26 protein-coding genes are annotated in these 21,847 nt (G+C 63.1%); 12 read left to right on the forward strand and 14 right to left on the reverse strand.

Annotated features, from left to right (window positions below):
- Nucleotides 1-106: 106 nt before the first annotated feature.
- From VLT15_06990 to VLT15_07005, 4 genes are read right to left on the reverse strand one after another with little or no spacing between them, the layout of a single operon-like run.
- The gene (locus tag VLT15_06990) at nucleotides 107-709 is read right to left on the reverse strand and encodes a redoxin domain-containing protein (GenBank protein ID HSR44959.1); all 603 of its coding nucleotides are present in this window, start codon (nucleotides 707-709) and stop codon (nucleotides 107-109) included.
- Nucleotides 706-1,539, reverse strand: a complete 834-nt coding sequence (locus tag VLT15_06995; protein HSR44960.1) for a tetratricopeptide repeat protein — start codon at nucleotides 1,537-1,539, stop codon at nucleotides 706-708. Before VLT15_06995 ends, VLT15_06990 begins: the two co-directional genes overlap by 4 nt.
- Nucleotides 1,536-1,949, reverse strand: a complete 414-nt coding sequence (locus VLT15_07000) for a cytochrome c-type biogenesis protein (GenBank protein ID HSR44961.1) — start codon at nucleotides 1,947-1,949, stop codon at nucleotides 1,536-1,538. Before VLT15_07000 ends, VLT15_06995 begins: the two co-directional genes overlap by 4 nt.
- Entirely contained in the window at nucleotides 1,942-3,981 is a 2,040-nt protein-coding gene (locus VLT15_07005) for a cytochrome c-type biogenesis CcmF C-terminal domain-containing protein (GenBank protein HSR44962.1), read from the reverse strand. Before VLT15_07005 ends, VLT15_07000 begins: the two co-directional genes overlap by 8 nt.
- Nucleotides 3,982-4,239: 258 nt before the next feature.
- Between VLT15_07005 and ccmA the strand changes: the two genes are divergently transcribed.
- The 4 genes from ccmA to VLT15_07025 all read left to right on the forward strand — a co-directional run bounded on the left by ccmA (nucleotide 4,240) and on the right by VLT15_07025 (nucleotide 6,825).
- Nucleotides 4,240-4,896: a heme ABC exporter ATP-binding protein CcmA gene (gene ccmA / locus VLT15_07010; protein HSR44963.1), complete on the forward strand. Its 657-nt coding sequence runs from the start codon at nucleotides 4,240-4,242 to the stop codon at nucleotides 4,894-4,896.
- The gene (locus VLT15_07015) at nucleotides 4,893-5,573 is read left to right on the forward strand and encodes a heme exporter protein CcmB (protein HSR44964.1); all 681 of its coding nucleotides are present in this window, start codon (nucleotides 4,893-4,895) and stop codon (nucleotides 5,571-5,573) included. The genes ccmA and VLT15_07015 overlap by 4 nt, the downstream gene beginning before the upstream one ends.
- The gene (gene ccsA / locus VLT15_07020; GenBank protein ID HSR44965.1) at nucleotides 5,570-6,295 is read left to right on the forward strand and encodes a cytochrome c biogenesis protein CcsA; all 726 of its coding nucleotides are present in this window, start codon (nucleotides 5,570-5,572) and stop codon (nucleotides 6,293-6,295) included. The genes VLT15_07015 and ccsA overlap by 4 nt, the downstream gene beginning before the upstream one ends.
- 107 nt (nucleotides 6,296-6,402) lie before the next feature.
- The gene (locus VLT15_07025) at nucleotides 6,403-6,825 is read left to right on the forward strand and encodes a cytochrome c maturation protein CcmE (protein HSR44966.1); all 423 of its coding nucleotides are present in this window, start codon (nucleotides 6,403-6,405) and stop codon (nucleotides 6,823-6,825) included.
- Between the two features lie 75 nt (nucleotides 6,826-6,900).
- Here the strand turns inward: VLT15_07025 and VLT15_07030 are convergent, their stop codons facing one another.
- The 10 genes from VLT15_07030 to VLT15_07075 form a co-directional block, all read right to left on the reverse strand.
- On the reverse strand, nucleotides 6,901-7,365 hold the full coding sequence (locus VLT15_07030; protein ID HSR44967.1) for a cytochrome c: 465 nt from the start codon (nucleotides 7,363-7,365) through the stop codon (nucleotides 6,901-6,903).
- Nucleotides 7,358-7,864, reverse strand: coding sequence for a Rieske 2Fe-2S domain-containing protein (locus VLT15_07035; GenBank protein ID HSR44968.1), 507 nt, complete (start codon nucleotides 7,862-7,864; stop codon nucleotides 7,358-7,360). The genes VLT15_07030 and VLT15_07035 overlap by 8 nt, the downstream gene beginning before the upstream one ends.
- The gene (locus VLT15_07040; protein ID HSR44969.1) at nucleotides 7,861-8,397 is read right to left on the reverse strand and encodes a hypothetical protein; all 537 of its coding nucleotides are present in this window, start codon (nucleotides 8,395-8,397) and stop codon (nucleotides 7,861-7,863) included. Before VLT15_07040 ends, VLT15_07035 begins: the two co-directional genes overlap by 4 nt.
- Complete coding sequence (locus tag VLT15_07045; protein ID HSR44970.1) at nucleotides 8,384-9,121, reverse strand: cytochrome b N-terminal domain-containing protein; 738 nt, start codon at nucleotides 9,119-9,121, stop codon at nucleotides 8,384-8,386. Before VLT15_07045 ends, VLT15_07040 begins: the two co-directional genes overlap by 14 nt.
- Nucleotides 9,118-10,914 (reverse strand): FAD-dependent oxidoreductase, encoded by a 1,797-nt coding sequence (locus VLT15_07050; protein HSR44971.1) that lies wholly within the window; start codon nucleotides 10,912-10,914, stop codon nucleotides 9,118-9,120. The genes VLT15_07045 and VLT15_07050 overlap by 4 nt, the downstream gene beginning before the upstream one ends.
- 122 nt (nucleotides 10,915-11,036) lie before the next feature.
- Complete coding sequence (locus tag VLT15_07055) at nucleotides 11,037-13,427, reverse strand: c-type cytochrome (GenBank protein HSR44972.1); 2,391 nt, start codon at nucleotides 13,425-13,427, stop codon at nucleotides 11,037-11,039.
- Nucleotides 13,424-14,119 (reverse strand): cytochrome b N-terminal domain-containing protein, encoded by a 696-nt coding sequence (locus VLT15_07060; protein HSR44973.1) that lies wholly within the window; start codon nucleotides 14,117-14,119, stop codon nucleotides 13,424-13,426. Before VLT15_07060 ends, VLT15_07055 begins: the two co-directional genes overlap by 4 nt.
- Complete coding sequence (locus VLT15_07065) at nucleotides 14,116-14,598, reverse strand: ubiquinol-cytochrome c reductase iron-sulfur subunit (protein ID HSR44974.1); 483 nt, start codon at nucleotides 14,596-14,598, stop codon at nucleotides 14,116-14,118. Before VLT15_07065 ends, VLT15_07060 begins: the two co-directional genes overlap by 4 nt.
- Nucleotides 14,599-14,685: 87 nt before the next feature.
- A complete protein-coding gene (locus VLT15_07070) occupies nucleotides 14,686-15,753 on the reverse strand; it encodes a hypothetical protein (GenBank protein ID HSR44975.1) in 1,068 nt (355 codons plus the stop codon).
- The gene (locus tag VLT15_07075) at nucleotides 15,750-16,058 is read right to left on the reverse strand and encodes a hypothetical protein (protein ID HSR44976.1); all 309 of its coding nucleotides are present in this window, start codon (nucleotides 16,056-16,058) and stop codon (nucleotides 15,750-15,752) included. The genes VLT15_07070 and VLT15_07075 overlap by 4 nt, the downstream gene beginning before the upstream one ends.
- 132 nt (nucleotides 16,059-16,190) lie before the next feature.
- Here VLT15_07075 and VLT15_07080 point away from each other — a divergent pair, with 132 nt between their 5' ends.
- The 8 genes from VLT15_07080 to VLT15_07115 all read left to right on the forward strand — a co-directional run bounded on the left by VLT15_07080 (nucleotide 16,191) and on the right by VLT15_07115 (nucleotide 21,752).
- Nucleotides 16,191-16,394, forward strand: coding sequence for a helix-turn-helix domain-containing protein (locus VLT15_07080; GenBank protein HSR44977.1), 204 nt, complete (start codon nucleotides 16,191-16,193; stop codon nucleotides 16,392-16,394).
- 75 nt (nucleotides 16,395-16,469) lie between these two features.
- Nucleotides 16,470-16,700, forward strand: coding sequence for an ATP-dependent Clp protease adaptor ClpS (locus VLT15_07085; protein HSR44978.1), 231 nt, complete (start codon nucleotides 16,470-16,472; stop codon nucleotides 16,698-16,700).
- A complete protein-coding gene (locus VLT15_07090; GenBank protein HSR44979.1) occupies nucleotides 16,697-17,149 on the forward strand; it encodes a DUF2017 family protein in 453 nt (150 codons plus the stop codon). The genes VLT15_07085 and VLT15_07090 overlap by 4 nt, the downstream gene beginning before the upstream one ends.
- 20 nt (nucleotides 17,150-17,169) lie before the next feature.
- Nucleotides 17,170-18,345, forward strand: coding sequence for a class I SAM-dependent RNA methyltransferase (locus tag VLT15_07095; GenBank protein ID HSR44980.1), 1,176 nt, complete (start codon nucleotides 17,170-17,172; stop codon nucleotides 18,343-18,345).
- Nucleotides 18,346-18,423: 78 nt separating this feature from the next.
- A complete protein-coding gene (locus VLT15_07100; GenBank protein HSR44981.1) occupies nucleotides 18,424-19,572 on the forward strand; it encodes a M15 family metallopeptidase in 1,149 nt (382 codons plus the stop codon).
- A gap of 4 nt (nucleotides 19,573-19,576) precedes the next feature.
- Nucleotides 19,577-20,623 carry an XdhC/CoxI family protein gene (locus tag VLT15_07105; protein ID HSR44982.1) on the forward strand — a complete coding sequence of 349 codons (1,047 nt, stop codon included), beginning with the start codon at nucleotides 19,577-19,579 and terminating at the stop codon, nucleotides 20,621-20,623.
- Between the two features lie 56 nt (nucleotides 20,624-20,679).
- Entirely contained in the window at nucleotides 20,680-21,270 is a 591-nt protein-coding gene (locus tag VLT15_07110; GenBank protein HSR44983.1) for a nucleotidyltransferase family protein, read from the forward strand.
- A 77-nt stretch (nucleotides 21,271-21,347) separates the two neighbouring features.
- Complete coding sequence (locus VLT15_07115; protein HSR44984.1) at nucleotides 21,348-21,752, forward strand: DUF4332 domain-containing protein; 405 nt, start codon at nucleotides 21,348-21,350, stop codon at nucleotides 21,750-21,752.
- Nucleotides 21,753-21,847 lie beyond the last annotated feature (95 nt).

The following is a 21,847-nucleotide window of genomic DNA, read 5'->3' on the forward strand; positions in this document are numbered from 1 at the left end:
GCCTGTCTCCCCGGGCAGGATCATTCGCCGGATTCATGTTCGCCGATTCGTTGCGCCGTCGCCCAGGGGCCTAGTTCCCCGACCGACGGGCCGTTCGCCCTTGACGTCACCCAGATCCGGTTCCGGCCAGGACTCTCTCGAGCTCGGCTGAGAGTTCGTCGTACGTGATCGCACCGGTGAACTTGTGGGTCACCAGGCCGGCCCGGTCGATCACGAAGGTCTCGGGTACGCCGAACGTTCCGAACTCCACACCTGCCCTGGCATCCGGGTCGGTCAAGTACGAGTAGTTGGTACCCCATCCATACCTGTCCAGGAAGGCGATGCTGTCTTCCGGCTGATCGCTGGTGGCGATGCCGACGAACCGGACTCCGCGGTCCGCGTAGTCGGCGGCTGCCGCGGTGAGGTGCGGGTGTTCGTCCCGGCAAGCAGGGATGCACCAGGAAGCAAAGAAGTTGACAACGACGACGTCGCCTCTGAGGTCGCCTATGTTGAGGGTGCCGGCCCGATCGAGATACTCGAGTTCAACGTGCGGAGCAGGAAGTCCCACCAGCGGTGACTCAACGACCCGGGGATCGACACCGAACCTGCTTCCGAACACGATGGCCAGAGCGACGAAAGCCGCGCCGACGACACCGGCGACAATCCAGACTTTCGTGTTCCGTTGAGAGCCTTCCGAGCTTGGTTCGATGGCGTTGTCTACGCTGGTCATGATCCTTGGTTCCCTCCACCTTCGAAGGCAAGAGCTTCTTCGATGTTGGCGATCGTGTCTGGATCGAGGTTCGGCAACTCCAGCACTTCCTCCAGGTACGGAACGCCGTCCGCATAACGGTCGAGTTCGTAGATGAGCATCATGCCGTACCAGTACTTGGCGTCGTAGTTCTGGTCGTCGTTCTCGGTTGCGACCTTGAACAGGTCGGCTGCCTCGGGCATTCTTCCGATTTGTAGATTGAGGAAACCGAGGCCAAACGACGCGCTCGCCCTCTCGATGTCCGTCGGGTCTCCGTCCAGTACCGCTTGGTAATGAGAGATTGCCGACATGGCATCGCCCGTCTCGGCGTAGCAATCCGCAACCGCCAGGCGGAACTCGTTGCCCGGATGAGCGTCCATGGCCGCTTCCAGTTCGGCGCAGCCGGCTGATTGAGGGAATGTCGGGGCGGCCGTCTGCTCCGGCTCGCTCGAGTTCTGCACCGAGATGAGTATCACGGCGAGGGCTGCAATGAGGATCCCGGCACCTACCAGCCAGCGTCTGTTCAGTCCGGCGGTATCCTCCCGGCCCTGCTCGGCGGGAGACAGGGCCGGGGATGATCCGGATTGCTTGCCTGCGGGTGGTGTCTTCTTCGGCGCGGGCGGCTTGCCGAGTGCGGCAAGGGTTGCTTCGGCCGCAGCCAGTTCCGCCTCATACCCGGTGCGAAGTCCGGCAGCGGTAGAGGCGTCTATTTCGCCGTCTTCGACTTGCTGGGCGAGTTCCTCGAGGTCGGTCTTCGCCAGCTCTCGCCGGCCGACTGCGCGGTCGTATGCCTCCTGATTGAAGTTGGTCACTGCCGTACCTCGCTGGATTCGGTTGCCGGAGCCGTGCGCCGGGTGAAGATCAGGTAAACGCCGGCGACTACCGCCAGTATCGGAATAAGCCAAACCATGAGCGTGTTTCCGGCGAAGGGCGGGTCGATCACGATGCTGTCGGTGTAACGCTCGGTGAAGTAGTCGATGATCTGATCGTCCGACCAGCCTTCTGCGATTCGTTCCTCGACCACGTCCATCATGGCTCGCGCCGTTTCAGAAGGTGAATCGGCTATCGCCACTCCCTGGCAGACGGGGCATTTCACGCGACTGCCGATCGCACGGGCGCGATCTTCATCGCTCTCGTCACCCTGGATCAGTCCGACGACGACGACAACCGCCAGAGCGATGGTGACGACGGCGGCGATGGTCTTGCGAACCGAGTCAGACATCGGCGGACTCCCGCCTGGTGGACCGCTCCGGTTTCTTGGCTGTGTAGGCCCAGGCGCCGGCTCCGGCGGCCAGGAAGCCGCCGACCCAGATCAGCCATATGAACGGGAACCAGAAGACCTCCAGTACGACGGTCTCCGGGTCGATGCTGCGGAGGGACAAGTAGAGGTCACCCGAGAACATCGTGTCGACTGAGGGTGTGGCGATGGACGACGTGTTGTTGCTGTACTGGTTCAGCCTTGGTTGGTACGCCCCGACGGTCGAACCACCCTTCGTCACCGTGATATCTGCACCTGTGACGAACCTTCCCGGTTCTTGACGGCTGAACTCCTGTTCGTATGTCACCTCGAATCCGGCGAAATTGACCGTTTCGCCCTGGTCGATGGAGATCGTGCCCGTCTCAGCCAGGTTCGATGAGAAGACGATGCCCAGGGCGAGGATGGCTATTCCCAAGTGGGACATCTGGCCGCCCCAGTAGTGCGGGTCTCCGCGCATCAGACGGGAAGTTGCCGAAGCGGTCCCGATTCCCAGCTTCTCAGAGCGAGTTCGGGCCGTCACGTAGAGATTCCGGATGATGGCGCCGATGACGAAGACAGCGGTGAGAATGCCGAGGAGCAGGAACGGGTTCCTGTAGCCGAGTACAACTGCCAGTGCGGCCGACCCGAGCGCGATGCGGACCGGCCAGCGGATGCGCTCCCAGATGACCGCGGCGCTGGCCACCCGGTAGGGCGCGATGGGGCCTATGCCCATGGCCAGCAACAGAAGGAAAGACAAAGGAATGGCCATCCTGTCGAAGAACGGACGACCTACGCCGACCGTCGAGTCCGAGAAGGCTTCGACGAAGAGCGGATAGAGGGTCCCGGTCAGCACCATGAAAGCGAACACGGTCAGGAGCAGGTTGTTGAGCAGGAACACGCCTTCCCGGCTGTTCAGCGCGTCGAGTCGAGGTGACGAGGCGATTGTCTGGGCGCGTACCGCGAACAGTCCCAGTGATCCCAGCAATACGACGAGAAGGAACCCGAGGAGGGCCGGTCCTATCGCCGATTGCGAGAAACTGTGAACCGAGACGATGACGCCGGAACGGGTCAGGAAGGTACCGAGAATCGTGAGCGCGAAGGCCGTGATGACGAGGACGAAGTTCCACGACTGCAGCATGCCCCGGCGCGCTTGCACGACCGCCGAATGAAGGAAAGCCGTTGCAATGAGCCACGGCATGAATGAGGCGTTCTCTACCGGGTCCCACGCCCAGTATCCGCCCCACCCGAGCACCTCGTACGACCAGAGCCCGCCGAGGATGATTCCGCCGGTCAGGAACATCCAGGCGAAAAGCGTCCAACTGCGTGTGCGGGCCAACCATTCGACCCCGGTCGCCTTGACCATCAGCGCGGAAACGGCGAACGCGAACGGAACTGTCAGTCCGACATAACCGACGTACAGCGTGGGGGGGTGAAGGGCCATCAGCCAGTGGTTCTGCAGCAAGGCGTTGGCTCCGATGCCGTCGATCGGTGCCGCGATCACGTCACCTATCGGGCCCCAGGCCCCCTCGGCGCAACCCACGCCTCCCGACCACGCTTGCAGGCAAACGGCGAATGGGTTCGAGATCGATGCCATCAAACCGAAGAAGTACAGCGAGACGAGGCCCATGATTGCCAGGGCGCCCGCCGACAGTCTGTCACCCTCCTTGCTGCGGAAGAATCGTGTGTAGACGCCGTACGTGAAGCTCGCCAGGACGAGGCCCCACAACACGATCGATCCTTCCAGCGACGCCCAACCGGACGCGAATTTGAAGAGTGTCGGAGTGGCACTCGAGGAGTTGTTGGCGATGTATTTGATGGAGAAGTCGTCGGTGAGGAGGCCGAGTTCGAGGAAGAACATCGCTGCGACTGCTCCTCCGAAGAGGGCTACGACGGGGAGTCCGAGGTAGGAGGCGGTCGCCCTCCCGGGGTCTCTCATCGCAATGAAACCCCGCACCGTGATCCCCAGTGCACCAACCAGCGCAACCAGAACCGAGAGATACCCAAGAGTCGCGTTCATCTATTGGTGCCTTCCTCCGCTGGGACTATCGAACTCTCCGAGCTCGAGGTCCCCCGTATTGCCATCAGCTTCCCTGAGGATAAGAGTATCTCGACCGTAGACGTACGGCGAAAGGCCCCGCTGACTGGGGCACTTGGGCCCTGCCTGCCGGAACCTCCTCCGTGGAACCCTACTCGGGTGATGTTCGGGAGGAACCAGGTCGCTAATCCGGTCGCGTCCGTTTCGGTGGAGGATGCTTCGGGCGTACACTCGTCCGCCATGTCCGATTCGCCAGTTGTCCGGTTGAAAGACGTCGCCGTTCGCTACGGTCGTGTTCCCGTGCTCAAGAGCGTCGAACTCGAGGTTCCGGCGGGCGAGGCCACAGGAATCGTAGGTCCCAACGGCTCGGGCAAATCGACCTTGCTTCGGGTACTGGCCACGCTGCTCCGGCCGACGGAGGGCAGCGTTGCGGTATTCGGGAGCGAGATGGGCCGGGAAACCGCATTCTCGATAAGGCGGCGAATCGCCCTGATCGGACATCAGCCCGCCTTGTATCCCCAGTTGACGTTGCGCGAGAACCTCGTCTTCGTCTCCCGTTTGTCGGGTCATAGCGAGGAGCGCGTCGACGAGATGCTGGACCTCGTCGGTCTGGCAGGTGCGAAACACCGGCGAGCCGAGCAGTCATCGCACGGGATGCAGCGACGCGTTGAGTTCGCCAGGGTGATTCTCACGAAACCCGACCTGCTCCTGCTCGACGAAGCCCACGCAGGTCTCGATCGAGAGGCGGGTCAACTCGTCGACGCGGTCGTCGAGAACGTCCGCGCGCGAGGGGGTGCCGCCGTTTTCGTCTCTCATGAGCTCGATCGGATGCTTCCGCTCGTACAGTCGACCTACGAGTTGGTCGGGGGCGCCGTCGTACCGGGAGGCTCGCGATGACGGGTCCTTCTTTCTGGGGCCAGGCCTATGAAATCGGCCGCAAAGACATGCGGGTCGAGGGTCGCTCCGGCGAGGTGCTGAACATCACGATCCCGTTTGGTGCGGTGGCGCTTCTGCTCATCCCGCTGGCGATAGGAACGGACCGGCCGATGATCGCCTCGGTTGGTCCCGGCATGTTCTGGGTCGTGACGCTCCTCTTTGGCATGCTCGTCACGTTCCGGCATTCCGCCACCGAGACCGTCGCCAACCGCGAGATGATGGTGCTGCTCGGAATGGACCCGGCCGCCCAGTTTGTGGGTCGGGTGAGCGCCAGCTTTCTCCTCCTGCTCGTCTTCGAGGGGGTGCTCGCACCCCTCACGATCGTGCTGTACAACCCGGACCCCGTCTCCGGTTGGCCGGTGTTGCTCGTGGTGCTGCTGCTGATGGCGATAGGCCTGGCTCTCATCGGCACTTTGGCCTCCGGCATCACGTCCGGTCTGCGTTCCCGCAACACTCTGGCGCCGCTGCTGGTCGCACCCCTGTCTCTGCCTCTGCTGGTCGGAGCATCACAGACCTATGAGGCTTTGTCGCAAGAGTCAAGTATCCTCACGCCCATCCTTCTGCTGGTTGCCGTTGTTCTCGGCCTGGCAGTGGTAGGTGTGCTGACCGCCCGTTTCCTCGAGGAGGCCTCACGTTGAACAGACATCGCATATTGGGATTGAGTGCGCTGGTGGTGATCGCCATCGGCTTCTACTTCGGCAGCCGGGCGCCCCTCGATCAGTTGCAGGGCGAGTACACGCGCATCATGTATGTGCACGTACCGTCTGCCTGGCTGGCCTATCTCGCGTTCCTGGTCACGCTGGTGGCTTCGATTCTGTGGCTGACGAAACGTCGGCTCGTGTTCGACCGCGTCGCCGAGTCGAGCGTCTCCATCGGAGTGTTCTTCACCGCGCTGGCTTTGATGACGGGCATGATCTGGGGTTACCCGGTCTGGGGCACCTTCTGGGACTGGGGTGACGCCCGCATGATGACCACCGCTCTCATGTTCTTCGTCTACGTTGGTTACCTGGCGCTGCGGCGCAGTATTCCGGATCCCGCCATGCGGGCCACACGTTCGGCGGTGCTGGGCATCGTCGCCTTCTTCCTGGTGCCCCTCTCCTATCTGTCTGTTCTCATTGTGCGTACTCTCCATCAGGGGATCACGGTGGCCCGTCCGGATTCCCCGATAGACGGAGAGATACTCCTCGCACTCCTGAGCAACGTCGGTGCATTCACCGTCGTCTATTTGGCCTTGATGAGCCTGAGGACCGCCATTGCCAGAGGCGAAGAGGAACTCGAAGAACAATCAGCGGCTGTCGATGCCACGCCTGCAGGTGCGGCGATCACAGCTCCCGACCTCGAGGGGGTGCGAGATGTCTAACGGATGGGTCTTGTTTGCCTATATCGTCGTGTACGGCTTCATGATCGGTTACGCAACGTTCCTGATCATGCGCCTGCGTAACGTCCGCGGACGGGTGGAGGGCTGAGATGATGCGCTATCGCTGGTTTGTGCTTCCCGCCATCGGAGCCATCGTCGTGATCATCGGCTGGATGGTGTTCCTCAGCCTGGGTGAGAACCTCGTCTATTACCTGACGCCCAACGAAGCAGTTGAGCAAAGAGCCGAATTCCCAGACGGCGAGCGCTTCCGGCTCGGAGGCCAGGTGGAAGAGGGCAGCCTGATCGAGACGAACGACGGAGTCGAGTTCACCGTCTCAGACGGAGCCCACGAGGTTCACATCGTGCACGTCGGCGCGCCACCGGAACTGTTCCGTGAGGGTGTCGGAGCCATCGTCGAGGGAGCGTGGGATGGCGACGTCTTCCGCAGCGATGAGTTGGTCGTCAAACACGACGAGCAGTACCAGGCGCCGGAAGACGAAGGCCACCCCTACGAGGTTCCGACCGACGCGTAGGTGGTCGCGGGTCGCGAGTCACCCCCGCGGTTTTCGCCTGCCGGCTAATCCATCTCTCCCACTTGCCGTGGGGGGCTAACTCGCCGGTTCTACCACTGCTCGCCAGTCCGGATCGTCGGGAGCATCCTTCTCCAGCGAGCGAAGGTAGGTGGTGATTGCGGTGATCTGTTCGAGGGTCAGTGGACCGCCGAAGTCGATCGAATAGGCGCCCATCTGCGAACCGGGGACACCAACCGAGGTGAGACTGATGATCTGCTGGTCCGTGGCGGCCTCCAGGAACTGCTTTGAGTTCAATGACGGTCCCACCTGCCCGTTCCGGCCGGCTTCGCCGTGGCAGGCGGCGCATTGGCCGGCGAACAGACTCTCTCCGGACGCGGCCAGCTCTTCGGTCAGCAACGCGCGCGCCTCGCTGCGATTGCTGGGTTCGAGGAGCCTGTAGGCGGGGAAGGCCAGCACCAGGACAACCATGAGGGCCAGGCCTGCCTGCATCCACCTATTGGTCGCCTCTTCGAGTCGCGTATCGACGGGACGCTCACCCATGCGAGCTCTCCTCGCAGGATGGCCCGCGGACGGGTTCGTCGAGGGTTTCGATTCCCACGGCAGGCCCGGCGATCGTTGCTCCTGTGTCCACGAGGACGATACCGTCGACGATCTCGACCGCGTAGCGGTCCATGCCCCGGGGAGCAGGGCCTGCCCGGTACTCGCCTGCCCTGTTGAAGTACGAGCCGTGGCACGGGCACTCGAACTGTCCGGACGAGTCACACCAGGGCACCCGGCAGCCGAGATGCGGACACTTCTCCGACAGGGCGACTACCTCGCCGTCGATCTTCGTCAGGTAGGCCCTCGCAGCTCGGATGGCCTCGACGCCGGCATCGGGAACCGTTTCCACTGGTTTGGTCTTGATGACCCCGCCGAATCCCCCGGTGATGCGGGGTTGGAGGACATCCCACGTGGTCCATCCTCCGGCCAACCCGATGAGGGCCGCGCCCCACTTCCACGCCCTGGAAAGGAACTCTCTTCGACCGATTCCGTTGCTCATAGCTCTCCATACCACTCTTGCCAGGGCCAGACCCAGCCCCAGTTGGGGCCGCGAAAGGCAAATCCGATGATCGTCAGGATGATCCACACGACCATGAAGATCGTGAAGGTGGCCACAGCGACCTTTCGGAAACGGGGCTCGGTCCTGGGGCTGCGGTCGATGTAAGGGAGAGCTGCGAGGCCGAGGATTATGGCGCCGGGGACCAACACACCGGCGACCAGGGGATGGAACATGGACAACAACTCCTGAAGCGCGGCGAAATACCACGGAGCTTTCTCAGGGTTGGGAGTCAACGTTGGGTTGGCAATTTCTCTGAGCGGGGCGTCGAAGAAGATGGCCAGCACCAGAACCACCGCCATCACGACCAATGCTGCAACGCCGTGCCTGACGAGCAGATGCGGCCAGACCATGACCGGCTCTTGCTCGTCGAGAACCTTGCGGTCTCCGCCCGGCGGCTTTCCGGGGACTACTCCCAGCACACGCCGACCGCCGATGATCTCCGGGTTCTCCTGATCGGGTCTAGGCACCGGCATCAACACCCTCCTTCGCAGGATCCAGCATGCTGTCCTTGCGCCACCGCCACAGATGGATGGTTATCAGGAGGACGAGGGCGACGGGCAGCACGGCAACATGCAATACGTAGAACCGGAGAAGAGTAGAAGAAGCGACCACGGGTCCGCCCAGCATCATTTCCTTCACCGTGTCGCCTATGAACGGAACGAAAGCGGCCATTTCGGTACCGACCGTCACCGCCCAGAAGGCGAGTTGGTCCCAGGGGAGCAGGTAGCCGGTGAACGACAGCAGGAGTGTCAGGACCAGGAGCACAACACCGATGCCCCAGTTGAACTCGCGCGGCGACTTGTAGGCGCCCCGGTAGAAAACGCGGGCCATGTGGGCGGCAACTACGAGCACCATGAGGTGCGCAGACCAGCGGTGCACGTTGCGGATGTACTGGCCGAAGGCGACCTGCGTTTGCAGATTGAGGATGTCGCCATATGCCTGCGTTGGCGACGGCACGTAGAAGAACATCAGGTAGATACCGGAGACGACCAGCGACCCGAACAGCACTGCCGAAGCCACCCCCAGATACCAGGAGTACCGGAAGGTGATTTCCTTTCGTCGTACTTTCACCGGATAGATGTGCAGGAAGAAGTTCGCCCAGTGGCCGGCGGCCTGGTCGCGTTCCGTGGCGCGATCGGTTGCGCGCCAGATCGAACGGCCGATCGTGCTCTCCCTGATTCGTTGCCCCAAAGTCATACCGCTGCTCCCACGGTCGGCACTCCAACTCCGGTCCAGAGACCCATCGACAACGCATCCGTCGGACACCGCTCAATGCAGAGTGCACAACGGATGCAGCTTTGCTCATTCAACATCAATGCCGTGCCTCCCGGGTCATCGGGATGGATCTCCTGAGAAGGGACCAGCGAGATCAGATCCAGCGGGCAGACATCTGCGCACAGGGCGCACAGCACACATTTGTCTGTGTCGAGCAGGATGTTGGCGAAGCAGCGAAGGCACCGCTGCGCTTCACACCTGGCCTGTTCGACGGTGAAACCGGTTTCAACTTCCGCCAGGCCGATCCGGCGGTCGGTGGGGAGGGTTGGCACGTCGACCCGTGGAACCCGGTCGTAGACGTCGTCGAGACGATGGAACTGCTCGAGCTGGACCATCGTTCCCGCACTCGCCTCGGTGAAACTGCCGCCGAAAGCCTCATGGATCTCACGGGCGGCGCGGCGGCCGTCGGCTATGGCCTCGATGAGGGTACGCGGACCACGGGCGGCATCCCCACCGGCCCAGACCATCGGAAGTGAGGTGGCGAGGCTGTCGGTGCCGACCTGGATGGTACGCCGGGGGCTCAACTCGGGGCCGTCATCGCCGAGTACATCGACATCGATGGCCTGGCCTATCGCCATGATGATCGTGTCGGCTTCGAGCTCCATACTGTCGGATTCGTCGAACTCGGGTGCGAACCTGCCCTCATCGTCGAATACCCGGGTAACGGCGATCGTCTCTATGCCGGTCACCTTGCCGTTCTTGGTGAGAATCCGGGCAGGCCCGCGGCGGTTGACGAACCTGATCTCCTCGTGCTCGGCCTCTTCGATCTCGAATTCCGATGCAGGCATCTCGTGCCTGGCTTCCAGAGACATGATCGTTATGTCCTGGGCTCCGGTCCTTGCTGCAGTGCGGGCGACATCCAGGGCCTCGGTCATCGAAGCTCGTTCGTGGCCCTCGTCGTAATCGGCATTCCTTCTTGCGATCTCGTCGTAGGTCGAAGCACGGAGGGCAGTGCGGGCGGCGTCCATGGCCACGTCACCGCCGCCGATTACCACGACCTTCTCGCCGATGCTGGTCGCGAACCCCTGGTTGGCGTTGATCAGGAACTCGATCGCCTTCAAAACGCCGTCTGCCTCGTGCCCTTCCAGATCCAGTCCACGGCCGAGCGTCGCGCCGATGGATAGGAACAACGCATCGTGGCGGTCGCGAAGTTCATCGAGTGTTACGGCATCGCCGAGTTTGGTGTTCAGGTGCACTTTCACGCCCAGATCGGTGATGGCTTTGATCTCCGCGGCCAGGAGGGTCCTGTCGAGCCGGTATTCCGGAATGCCGAGGAGCATCATGCCGCCGAGTTGCCCGGTGGCTTCGTAAAGCGTGACGCCGTATCCGAGCCGGCGCAGGTCGTGGGCCGCCGACAGGCCGGCAGGGCCACCGCCGACGATGCCGACGTTCTCGGGTCGGGACTCCTCCGGCGGTGCGGCTACCTGTTTGTAGGTATCCATGCCGGCTTCGACCCCGAACTGATCAGTCACGAAACGTTTGAGAGCCCGGATGGCGATGGGCTTGTCGATCTCGCCCCTCCGGCAGGCATCCTCGCACGGAGCTGCGCAGACCCGGCCGCAAACCGAGGCAAACGGATTGGGTAGACGGGCGGTCAGGTAGGCGAGCTCATCGAGTCCATCTGCGATCGCGGCAACGTACATGCCTGCGTTGGTGTTTACGGGACACGCCGCCAGACAAGGGATGTTCTCATCGAAAAAATGAAGTTTCTCCATCCCTAATGCTCCGTCGTCGACACCCTATCGCACGCACCCCGGCGTGTTTTCCGGGGTGCGTAGGAGAGTAGCAACCCGACCCGACGCCGCGTCGAATCGACGGCTCGGGATTTCCGGCTTCGCTACTCGGCTGCGCCGCTGTTGACCCAATAGATGAGAATCGCGATCTGATCGTCCGAGAGCGGAGCACCCGGGGGCATCAGGGCACCTTCTCCGAGCAACCGCTTGATGAACGTGCTGTTGTCCGCGTCTCCAGGTATCACCGCAGGCCCGCCGTTCCCGCTGTTGACCGTCGAGTCGTACGTTGAAGCGTCCCATCCACCGGCGGATCCGTGGCATGCCCCGCAGCTGGCCTGGAGGATCGGACGGACGTCCCTCGTCCACGTGTAGTCGCCATCGGCCGATGGCGCCCCTCCCACGGATACCTCGGCGGTCGCCCCGCCGGCGATCCACTGCTCGATCAACTCGATCTGGCTGTCGGGGAGCGGCGCGGCGGGAGGCATCAGGTTACCGATACCGCGCATACGCTTGACCAGGGTGCTGCCGTCGGGGTCGCCCGGGATGACGGCCGCACCGCTGTCGCCGCTCTCGATGACCTTGGCCATCGTCGATGCATCCCATCCTCCCGAGGAGCCGTGGCATCCGCCGCACGACGCCTGGAAGATCGGCTCGATGTCGCGTGAGTAGACGATGGTCTGGGCGGCCCCGCGACCGCCGAGCGAACGGATATGCTGGACCAGATCATCTATCTGAGATGCCGTGAGAACCTCTCCCCAGGCAATCATCGAGGTGGCCGCATGCCCATTGGCGATGACGTCGTGGAGGCTTTCGTCCGTGTACGAGTCCTGGAAGTCGTCCGACGTAAGAGACGGTCCGACCAAACCGGGACCACCGGCACCGTCCCCACCGTGACACTGTGCGCAAAAGGCGCTGAAAAGCTGAGTGCTTCCACCGGCGACCGGTCCACGACTCAGGTCCGGTGGGAACTCGACGGGCGGATTGGCTTCCCAGGAACGCATGAAGGCGACCAAGGCGGCGACTTCATCTTCTGTCAGAGGCCCACCCTCAGAATCCAGGAACGGCGCCATGCCCTGATCTGGCTGGCCCTTCGAGATGATCGCCCGCAAGGTTGCGTTGTCGCGCGTCTCGAGATACAGGGCCGTGCTGATCGGAGCGATGATGTCGGCCACATCCGTGGGGTGAGGGCCGCCTTCGCCGAAGTCACCGTGACATGACGAACAAAGCCGTCCGTACAGCTCCTGCCCGATGATCACGGGAGTACCGCGGCTGGCGTCGAGTGTGTAGCTGACGAGCGCGGTTAGTTGCTCCTCCGTCAAAACGTCTCCCCAAACCGGCATAGACCTGTGTTCGGCACCGCCGGCGATTATGTCGATGGCGGTGTCGACATCGGTCGCAGTGGGCACGCGACCTCCGTGGCAGTCGGCGCAGTGCTGTGCGAAGAGATTCGCGCCGTCGGGTGATGTCGACGGTTCTACGACAAATTGAGCCAGCAAGATGATCTCGCTCTCGGGGAGCACATCCCGCCACTGGGTCATATCCAGGTGATTGCCGCCTTGCCGGATGAGAACGTCAAGTTGATCGCGGTCGCCTTCCCAATCGATGGACCGGCCGTGGCACTGGGAGCAATACAGCGTGTAGAGACGTTGGCCATCCGGCGCCAGCAGGAAGTTGAGCAGCGCAGTGCGATCCTGTCCGAATACGACATCGTCCCACTCGGGTATTTCCAGGCCTGCGTGGGCTGCATATTCGGTTCCCTGGCTGAGGGAAGCCTGAAGTTCGAACGGGCTGACTGCGGCCAGATCTCCCGAATCATGACATTCAGCGCAGTTGGCGGTGAAGATGGATCCGCCCTGCGGTGACAGGACGAATCCGGCCAGGGCGTCTATCTCATCGGTCGACAGTGTCGCGGAGAACGCCGGCATGCCTTCATGGCCTCCGGCGATCGTCTCGTGGAGGTTCGTTCCGCTGGTGATATCTATCGAAGCCCCGTGGCACACGGAGCAGTTGGCAGTAAAGAGCGCGGCCGCGTTGATCTCGCCGGTGACGTCGGCAGGCAACGGAATGTCGATCATCGACTGAACTGTGAGGAATCCCATTCCGGTTACTGCTACGCCCAGCGACGCCATGACCCAGGTGCGGTTGGTGAAATGGCGGAACTTCGTCTTGTCGAGGTACGGCATGGCAAAGAGGACCGCAAAACCGAGGGCCGGCAAGAGGATGACCCCCACGAACTCGAGATTTCCCGGGAAGTATTTGAGCAGTTGGAAGAGCCACAGGAAGTACCACTCGGGGCGCGGGGTGTAGTTGCTGTCGGACGGGTCGGCCCGCTCGTCGAGCGGCGCGCCTTCGAAGTAGGAAAGCCCGATGAGCACTACCAGAACGAGGAACCCGACCAGGACGTCTTTGAACACGGCGTCCGGGAAGAACGGGATACCTTTCTTCTTGTCCTCGGAGTATTCCTCCAGGTACTCGGAGCGCTCCTCCGGCTTCATGCCTCGACCTCCACATCGGGCTCTTCGCTCTCAGATTCGGAAGCCTTCGGTGGTGCGGTGATTCCGATACGAACCACCAGGAACATGTGGATTCCGACCAAGAGCAGCAACAAGGCCGGGAGTACCCATATGTGCATCCCGTAGAACCGGGTCAAGGTGACCGCCGAGAGCTCCTCCCCGCCCCGGGCGAAACGGAGCAACCACGGTCCGATAACCGGAACAACCTCCAGCATCCGGGTCCCCACCGTCGTCGCCCAGTAGGCCTTCTGATCCCACGGCAACAGGTATCCGGTGAAACCGAATGCCATCGTCACGGCCAGGAGTCCGAGGCCCGTGAACCAGGTCACCTCGCGTGGGAACTTATAGGCTCCGTGAACAACCACTCTGACCATGTGAAGTCCCGCCAGTACCACCATGGCGCTCGCCCCCCAGTGGTGGAGGCCGCGGATCAGCCACCCTGCCGTGATCTCATTGGTGATGAAGGAAACGCTGTTGTACGCGTCCTGAGGGCTCGGCACGTAGTAGATGGTCAGCAGGATCCCGGTGAGAATCTGGTTGATCATGACCAGCAGCGTTGCGCTGCCCAGGGTGTAGAACCAGTTGACCTTGGGGATGTTGCGGAGCGCCAGGGCCTTCCAGATCGGCTTCCAGCCCATCCGCTCTTCGAACCAGAGGCCGATCTTCTCCATCATGCTTCGACCTTTCCCACGATGAAGAGCTGATCATCTTCGACCGAGATCTCGTATTGATCGAGTGCTCTAGGGGGAGGGCCGGACGCAACCGTTCCGTTCTTGTTGAAAGCTGCGCTGTGGCACGGGCAGAAGAACTGCTCTTCGCTGTCGAGCCAGCGAACTCTGCATCCGAGGTGCGTGCAGACGTTCGACATGGCGGTGAAGTTCCGGCCGTCTTCGGTCAGGAGATAGAAGGCCAACTCCTCGGTCTGTGTTACCCAGCCCGTCTTTCGTTCGATGGCGGTCTTGAACAGGGTCGGTTCGCCGATCGGTACTTTGGAGGCCGGTCCGAGGGGTATGGCATCGACTCCAAGACCTCCCCTGGCCTTAGCCGGAGAAACGAGATACGCGACTGTAGGGATGCCCATTAGCGCACCGATCCCGCCGACCACTGTGGTGGTAACGCGACTCAGGAATGTGCGCCGACTCATCTTTGCCATGCGGCCCCCGATGCTCTGTTGTTCCTCTCCGTCACAATACCGTAGTGACTTCGAGGTGACTCACAATGGGGCAAAAGGCCCCAAGAACTAGGGACTCTTTCCAGGGGCCCGGTCGCTCTGCCGTTTGCGCCCCGAGAGGAGGTTGGTCACGAGGGGAGCGAGGAGCCCATCCGGAAAAGTCGAGCCCGGATCCCGGCGAGTGTCCATCTCCGGAACCATCGTGTGTGGTTCGAGTCCCAGTGCCCGGCGCGCGAGCCGGACCGTCTCTTCCTCGTGCCCGGGTTTCACGCGATTGATGACCACGCGAGGAACCGGCCCCTCCCAGTCTTGGACCAGCCGGGCCGCCCTGATGAGATTCATCGGTTGTGCGTCGCAGACGAGCACTACTTCGTCGCTGGTGGTGAGGAGCGTGTTGGAAGGTTGCCACGGGCCAACATCAGCGATCGTGATCTCGAAGGCGGCCAGCGTCGATTGGAGGAGATCCGCCAGGCCGAACCGCCCGGCGGCTTCGACCGGCAGTGGAGAGGGCCCGCCGATAACGGTCAAATCCCCGGGGCAGCCTGCTCTGGTTGCGATCAGCCGATCGAGCGAGCGGAGCGCATCGGTGATGTCGAAGAGGCTCGGTCCGGGCTCAATGCCGAGACGAAAGGCAACCCCTGGTGCCTGCAGGTCGAGGTCGAGAATGGCGGTCCTGTTTCGTTGCCCGATGCTCCGTGCAAGTGACACGGCGATCTCGGTTCGACCTGGAGCCCCTCTCGGCCCGGTCACCGATATGAGACGTCCGCCGCTATCGGAGTCGAGTGCATCCGCAGCGGCCAGGGTGGCGGCAGTGAGTAGTTCCTCGGGCGGTGTCGTATCCGGTAGCGCGGCGTCGGCACCTCCCCGGCACAAGAGCTCACGTCCCGGAACGTCGCCCATCGGATACACCCCGACTACCCGGGTCCCGCCGCGCCGGATCGAGCGGATCCGATTCGACGTGATCCACGAAGTCTCCGAGCCGACGATGACCGTATCGAGCGGGGCGGCGCGCTCCAGGTCCTCCGGCTCGTACGCGCGCCGCACGATGCGGACGGTAGGGTCCCGGCGGGCTGTGTCGACCAGGCGGGGTTCCCACTCTCTTGCCGACAGCACAGTCGCGATGCGCGGCCGGTTCACTCGACTCCCTCGAATCCGGCCGCGACGATTTGGTGCAACAGGACGAATCGTTGCCGATCGCCCACCCGGAGCACCACGTGATCGGATCCGACCGCTTGGACGACGCCGAGCACCGCCCGACCGTCTCCGCACCAGAGCGTGGCACATTCGTTCCGATCTTCAGCATCGATGAGCCGGTCCCGCAGCGAACGGCGGCGCCACCAGAGGGCGCGAGCCGCCGCTTGTTCGGCCTCCGCGACTCGTTCCCATTGGCGACGCAGGCGGCGGGAGACGTCGACGAGGTCAGGGTGTCTGAGCGGGTCCATCATAATCAATCTGTTGAAACATAACGATAGTTTATAAAAGTTAACATAGTTCGGGGATGTAGAAAGAGGAGATGTTTTCGCGACCTCGTGTGCGCTTGCCGTGCGGACCCGTCCGGCATACGCTGTCGTCAAATGAAGCGCATCGAAGTGGACATCCCCAAAGAGTGGCTTTCGGTCGCCGACATCAGCGAGTACATGGATGTATCGAGCTTCGTCGTGACGGGTGTGCTGCGTGCCGGAGAACTTCCGGCGGTCAAGTTCGGGAGGGAATGGCGCATTGCCCGGATCGACTTCGAGGACTGGATCAACGACGCCAGAATCGCGGGACGCGAGTGACGGGATCCAGTCTTTGGGGAGTTCGCCGGTACTCAAACCTGCAGGCATCGCCGGCAGGCAACTAGCGTCAGTGACATGGAAATGTGGAATGTTGTCGTTTGGAACGATGAGGTGAATCTCGCCGCGCACGTTGCCTATGTGTTCCGGCGGCTCCTCGGCATGGCAAGGGAGGACGCCACTTCTCTGATGCTCGATATTCATCGCACGGGTTCCGCAACGGTGGCATGCGGCGCGCGTGAGCACGTCGAGCTGACCTGTTTCCGGCTGCGGACCCACGGCCTGGACGCGACGCTGGAGCTGGCGTGAGCGAGCCCTTCGCTCCTTGCGCCGGCGGCGTCCGGTTGACGCTTGCCCCCTGGGAGGTCGACCTTCTGTCGCTCGTCCCGGCACTGCTCGATTCGGTGGGGAAGTTCGATTCGGATCCGGCTGCCGAGCGGCTGGCCATGCGCGCCTACCCATTCGACGAAGATGCCGACGATGAGTTCAGGCGCTTGCTCGCCGGTGAGCTCGAACACGGCCGGGCGGCCGACCGATCGGCTTTCGCGCTGACGGTCGAGTCCGGTGTGGAGGGAGTCGTGCTCTCCACCGCCGAAGCGGAGGCCTGGCTGCGCGTCCTTGCCGAGGCGCGACTGGTGCAAGCCGCACGCGCCGACCTGGCGGGCGGAGCCGGCACCGAGTCAGATCGAGCCCTGTTCGACTACCTGTCGTGGATGCAGGGTTCGTTGGTGGAGATCCTGGACGAGGTCCTGCCCTGACCACCGTTCGTACCCATGAGATGGCCCACGGAGGAGAGGCCGTCGGTCGCATAGGAGGCAAGGCCGTCTTCGTCGACGGCGCCCTTCCCGGCGAGACCGTTGTGGTCGACATCCTGGAGGAGCGCGGCTCATGGGCTCGTGCGATGCTCGTGTCGGTTGTCGAGGCCTCCCCAGAGCGGATCGAGCCACTGTGCGGACATTTCGGTCACTGCGGCGGATGCCAATGGCAGTTCGCCTCGAGAGAGACGCAGGCGGAATGGAAGCACGACGTGGTTGCCGGCCAGTTGCAGCACCTGGGCAGGATCATCGATGCCGACGTTCGCCCGACGCTGAAGCCCGGCCCGGATTTCGGTTATCGCAACCGTATGGACTTCCGGGTCGAGCGGGGCCGTCCCGCCCTGTACCGGCGCCGGTCGAAGGAGCGCGAAGCGCTGGATGAGTGCCCGATCCTGTCGGATGAACTGGCCTCGATGCTCGATGAGGTCGGCGATCTCACACCCCTGGATCGGATAACGCTTCGGGCAGGTTCCAACACCGGCGACCGGCTGGCAATCGTATCGGGTGAGGTGCCGGAGGAGGCCGGTGGTTGGTCGTTTCCGGTGTGTCGCGTTCGACGCGGGCGGGCGGAGCCGATCCACGGTGCCCCGTATCTGACGGAGAAGGTAGGTGGGACGACCTTTCGAATCACTGCCTCGGCTTTCTTCCAGAACAACACGGCAGGAGCCGAGGCACTGGCCGACCTGGTGGGGGAGGCCCTTCAGCTGACCGAAGAAGACACCCTCCTCGACGCCTACGCAGGAGGCGGCCTGTTCGCGCTGACTTCCGGGAGGGGTGCCGGGCGAGTTCTGGCGATCGAATCGGCCGGGCTGGCCGCCGCCGATCTCGCCTACAACAGCAGGAATGTCGGCGTGGAGGTCGAGGTAGTAGCCGCATCTGTTGAAACCGGAATAGGCGGCGAGAACTGGACGGCTGTGGTCTGCGACCCGCCCAGGACCGGTTTGGGCGCAGCCGGGGTCGAGGCTCTAGTTGGACCGGGGCCGCGGGTAATCGCCTACGTGGCCTGCGATCCGGCGAGCCTCGCCCGTGACGCCCGGCTGCTCCGTCAAGCCGGATACGACCTCGACTACGCGGTGCCGGTCGACATGTTCCCGCAGACGTTCCACATAGAGACGGTGGCGCGTTTTCAACTCCGATGATTTTTCTCAGCAATGCTGGTGCGCGTGGGGAGCAACAGTATTGCCGAGAAAACTCCGAGCGATGGGTACGCTGAGCCAATGCGCGCCTCGTTGATTGTCGTCACGGCTTTCGCCGCCATTGCGGGAGTTCTGCCTAATCCCGCCGGCGCCGCCGTCCGAACCCCCGGATCTTTCGTCATCAGCGTGCACCAACCTGGTGGGCTCTCGACCGATTCCGAGCTGGCTGTGCTCGGAGTGGCGGCCGAACATGGTGCCCGGTCCCTTGCCATCCACCGCGGGACCATCCAGATGTCGGGTGTCTATCGAGAAGGAGAGGTAGTCCAGGAGGCTGAGGCCGGTTATTTCATTCCCATGTCGTCACTGGCGGTCGACCCCGGTCGCGCCTCGCCGTTGATCGGGGCCGAGGTGGCGGAGGCGCTGGCCGCCGGCGCCGTCGTGTTCGGCGCGACGTCGGCCGGCCTGCGGGGCGCGCAGGTGGGCGACGAAGTCGAGTTCGTCGGTTGGGACGGTTCTCTGCAGCGTCTGCGCGTCGGTGCCATCGCTCCCGACGCCGACGTGTGGTGGGCCGAGCTCGCCTTCTCCGATACCACCGCCGCCTCATTCGGGTTCGAGCGAAAGTCATCGATGGCCGTCTGGGGATTCCGCGCCCAGGACGAGATCGTGATTGATCTCTGGACCCGCCTGCCGAAGGTGCGGCTGCGCATAGGTAGCCCGGACGATCCCTGGGATCCCGACAGCGTCTTGCCGACCGTGCTGGTCAAGCAGCGCTTCGGCGAGTTCTCCTACCGTCCGACGGGTGTGGGCGACGCCGTGGTCATCGAACAGGCATGGAAGGACGAGAACATCGTCGACGTCACCCTTCCCCTCCTGGGTCCCTTCAAGTGCCATCGCGCCGTCGTCCCCTACCTCCGGTCTGCCATCGGTGAGGTGATCAGCCTCGGATTATGGGCGCACATCGACCGGCGTGATTTCCAGATCCAGGGCGGCTGTTACAACGCCCGGCTGATTCGCGGTGGTGACAAGGGCGGTGCGATCTCACGGCACACATGGGGAATTGCCATCGATATCAACCCCGGCGACAACCCCTACGGCGGTCGTATCGGAATGGATCCCGACATCGCGGCGGTCTTCCAGAAGTGGGGCTTCGCTTGGGGAGGTGGCTGGACCTACTCCGATGGCGGCCATTTCGAGTGGAATCACGTGCCCGAACACCTGCTCGAAGGATGACACCGTGGAGCTAGCGCGCAGCATCGAGGTGGCCAGGCGCTGGCGATCAGAGGGCAAAGCGGTCGCCGTTGCCACGCTGGTTCGCGTCGGCGGTCCCGCCCCCAGGCCGCTCGGGAGTCGGTTCCTCGTTTCGTCGGCCGGCGACATGGAGGGGTCTGTCTCCGGGGGCTGCGTCGAGAACGACGTCTTCATGCACGCTCAGCGAGTGCTCGAGGATCAGCGGCCGGCGCTCGTCGACTACGGCATCTCAGACGACGTGGCCTTCGAGGTCGGGCTTTCCTGCGGCGGCGCGATCGATGTGTTCATCGAGAACTGGACTGATGAGATCTGGCGTCGGTTCGATCCGAAGAGACCCGTAGTCATCGCAACGGTGGTGGCCGGGCCAGCTGCCGGCAGCAGAGGTATCTTCGATTCGAACTTCGAGTCGATCGGCTCGGATCTTCCGGAGTCCCTCCTGCCTGAGATAGAGCCCTTCGTGCGGATCGCTCTCGAGACGGAGAGGCCCGCGATCGTCGGCGTAGGCGAATCCGAGCTGTTCCTCGAGGCGGCAGGTCCGCCGCCCCGACTGGTCATATTCGGCGCGGTCGAAATCGGTCAGGCTCTCTGCGCCCTTGCGTCCCGGGTCGGTTTCACGGTGATCGTGTGCGATCCGCGGGCGGCCTTCACCACTCCGGAGCGGTTCCCTGATGCCTCCGAGATCATCACGGCCTGGCCCGAGGACGCTGTGGAGCAGCTGGATTTCGATGGACGCACCTTTGTCGTCGTGCTTTCACACGATCATCGCTATGAAGATCCCGTGGTGAAAGCGGCCCTGGCGAGGAATGTTCGCTACCTGGGAGCGATGGGGAGTCGAAGGACTCATGGCAAACGGCTGCAACGTCTCGCCGAGGCAGGAGTTCCGCCGGACACACTTGCGCGCATTCACGGGCCGATCGGCCTCGACCTCGGAGCCGAGGCGGCGGGTGAGACGGCCGTCGAGATACTCGCCGAGATCGTCGCGGCGCGCCGGGCGAGAGAGGACGGCGGATCAGAGGGCACGGTCGCCGGTTGATTCCGGCGCCAGTCCCGAACCGTATAGTGGACCCGTCACCGCACCGAAAGTCTCCGATGTCGATTGCCGCCCTGATCCTCGCCGCAGGCTCCTCAACTCGCCTGGGATCTCCCAAACAGCTCCTGCCGTGGGGAGAGAAGACGCTGCTCGGACATGTGATCGAGAGAACCCGGTCGTTCGGAATCGATGAGATATGGGTGGTGATCGGCCATGATGCCGAAGCCGTGCTCGAAGGTGTGGACTTCGGCAATGCAACCGTCGTGGTCAATGACGAGTTCGAGGAAGGCATCGCCTCTTCCATCCGCGTCGGCCTCGATGCTCTCACTCGTGAGTCCCGCGCCGGCAAGGTCCTCATCGCAATGGGAGACCAACCTGAAATCCGCCGAGATGTCGTCGCCGAGTTGATCGATGCAGCGCGACGGGAGAAACGGCCCGCCCTCGTGCCGAAGTATCGCTACACCTGGTCCAATCCGATCATCGTCGACCGGTCGCTGTGGGCCCGTCTGATCAGCCTCGAAGGAGACACGGGAGCTCAGCGCCTCCTTCAGGCGCATCCTGAGTGGGTTAGGGAGATCTGGTTCGAGCACCTTCCGCCCAGAGACGTGGACACACAGCAGGACGTCGATGATCTGCAACCGCGTGGCTGACCCGGCACCCGGTGAGCGGGTTTCGGTAGGCTTCGGCCAACCAGAGACATCCGGTAGGAAGCGGGAAAGGAGCGGTAGTGCCTTCAATTGACGCCGTCGAGGGTATCGGGCAGCGTACGGCAACGAAGCTGAGGAAGAACGGTATCCGCACGACCGAAGCGTTGTTGAAGCGGGCCGGAGACCGGAGAGGTCGCAAACTGCTGGCCGCAGATACCGGGTTCGCTGAGAAGCAGATCCTTCAGTGGGTGAACCGCGCCGACCTGATGCGATGCAGGGGGATAGGCGGTGAATACTCCGACCTTCTCGAGTCCGCCGGCGTGGACACTATCAAGGAACTCCGCAGACGAAATGCCGTCTCACTGACGAAGAAGATGGTCGAGATCAACGAGAGCAAGAAGCTCGTTCGCCGTCTGCCCACCGAAGCGATGGTGGCGCGCTGGATCGATTCAGCTCAGGCCATCGAGCCGTTGGTGAAGTACTAGGCGGCCAGGGGGCCTCGAGTCCGGATCCCGGCCCCGTTCCCGGTTCACAAGTCGCGTGTTGAGGGCCCCGGAGGGCCCTCAACAGAGGCTGGTCG

It is taken from the genome of Acidimicrobiia bacterium, from assembly GCA_035471805.1.
Lineage (GTDB): Bacteria > Actinomycetota > Acidimicrobiia > Spongiisociales > JAHEDJ01 > JAHEDJ01.

Excerpts from the sequence above, each read along its gene's own strand:
- VLT15_07015 (HSR44964.1), top strand. The coding sequence starts at position 4,893 with ATGACGGGTCCTTCTTTCTGGGGCCAGGCCTATGAAATCGGCCGCAAA.
- VLT15_07100 (HSR44981.1), top strand. The coding sequence starts at position 18,424 with ATGCGCGCCTCGTTGATTGTCGTCACGGCTTTCGCCGCCATTGCGGGA.
- VLT15_07030 (HSR44967.1), bottom strand. The coding sequence starts at position 7,365 with ATGGGTGAGCGTCCCGTCGATACGCGACTCGAAGAGGCGACCAATAGG.
- VLT15_07095 (HSR44980.1), top strand. The coding sequence starts at position 17,170 with ATGGCCCACGGAGGAGAGGCCGTCGGTCGCATAGGAGGCAAGGCCGTC.
- VLT15_07085 (HSR44978.1), top strand. The coding sequence starts at position 16,470 with ATGGAAATGTGGAATGTTGTCGTTTGGAACGATGAGGTGAATCTCGCC.
- VLT15_07055 (HSR44972.1), bottom strand. The coding sequence starts at position 13,427 with ATGAAGCCGGAGGAGCGCTCCGAGTACCTGGAGGAATACTCCGAGGAC.
- VLT15_07005 (HSR44962.1), bottom strand. The coding sequence starts at position 3,981 with ATGAACGCGACTCTTGGGTATCTCTCGGTTCTGGTTGCGCTGGTTGGT.
- VLT15_07075 (HSR44976.1), bottom strand. The coding sequence starts at position 16,058 with ATGGACCCGCTCAGACACCCTGACCTCGTCGACGTCTCCCGCCGCCTG.
- VLT15_07110 (HSR44983.1), top strand. The coding sequence starts at position 20,680 with ATGTCGATTGCCGCCCTGATCCTCGCCGCAGGCTCCTCAACTCGCCTG.
- VLT15_07080 (HSR44977.1), top strand. The coding sequence starts at position 16,191 with ATGAAGCGCATCGAAGTGGACATCCCCAAAGAGTGGCTTTCGGTCGCC.
- VLT15_07050 (HSR44971.1), bottom strand. The coding sequence starts at position 10,914 with ATGGAGAAACTTCATTTTTTCGATGAGAACATCCCTTGTCTGGCGGCG.
- VLT15_07025 (HSR44966.1), top strand. The coding sequence starts at position 6,403 with ATGATGCGCTATCGCTGGTTTGTGCTTCCCGCCATCGGAGCCATCGTC.
- VLT15_07060 (HSR44973.1), bottom strand. The coding sequence starts at position 14,119 with ATGATGGAGAAGATCGGCCTCTGGTTCGAAGAGCGGATGGGCTGGAAG.
- VLT15_07065 (HSR44974.1), bottom strand. The coding sequence starts at position 14,598 with ATGGCAAAGATGAGTCGGCGCACATTCCTGAGTCGCGTTACCACCACA.
- VLT15_06990 (HSR44959.1), bottom strand. The coding sequence starts at position 709 with ATGACCAGCGTAGACAACGCCATCGAACCAAGCTCGGAAGGCTCTCAA.
- VLT15_07000 (HSR44961.1), bottom strand. The coding sequence starts at position 1,949 with ATGTCTGACTCGGTTCGCAAGACCATCGCCGCCGTCGTCACCATCGCT.
- VLT15_07045 (HSR44970.1), bottom strand. The coding sequence starts at position 9,121 with ATGACTTTGGGGCAACGAATCAGGGAGAGCACGATCGGCCGTTCGATC.
- VLT15_07040 (HSR44969.1), bottom strand. The coding sequence starts at position 8,397 with ATGCCGGTGCCTAGACCCGATCAGGAGAACCCGGAGATCATCGGCGGT.
- VLT15_07035 (HSR44968.1), bottom strand. The coding sequence starts at position 7,864 with ATGAGCAACGGAATCGGTCGAAGAGAGTTCCTTTCCAGGGCGTGGAAG.
- ccmA (HSR44963.1), top strand. The coding sequence starts at position 4,240 with ATGTCCGATTCGCCAGTTGTCCGGTTGAAAGACGTCGCCGTTCGCTAC.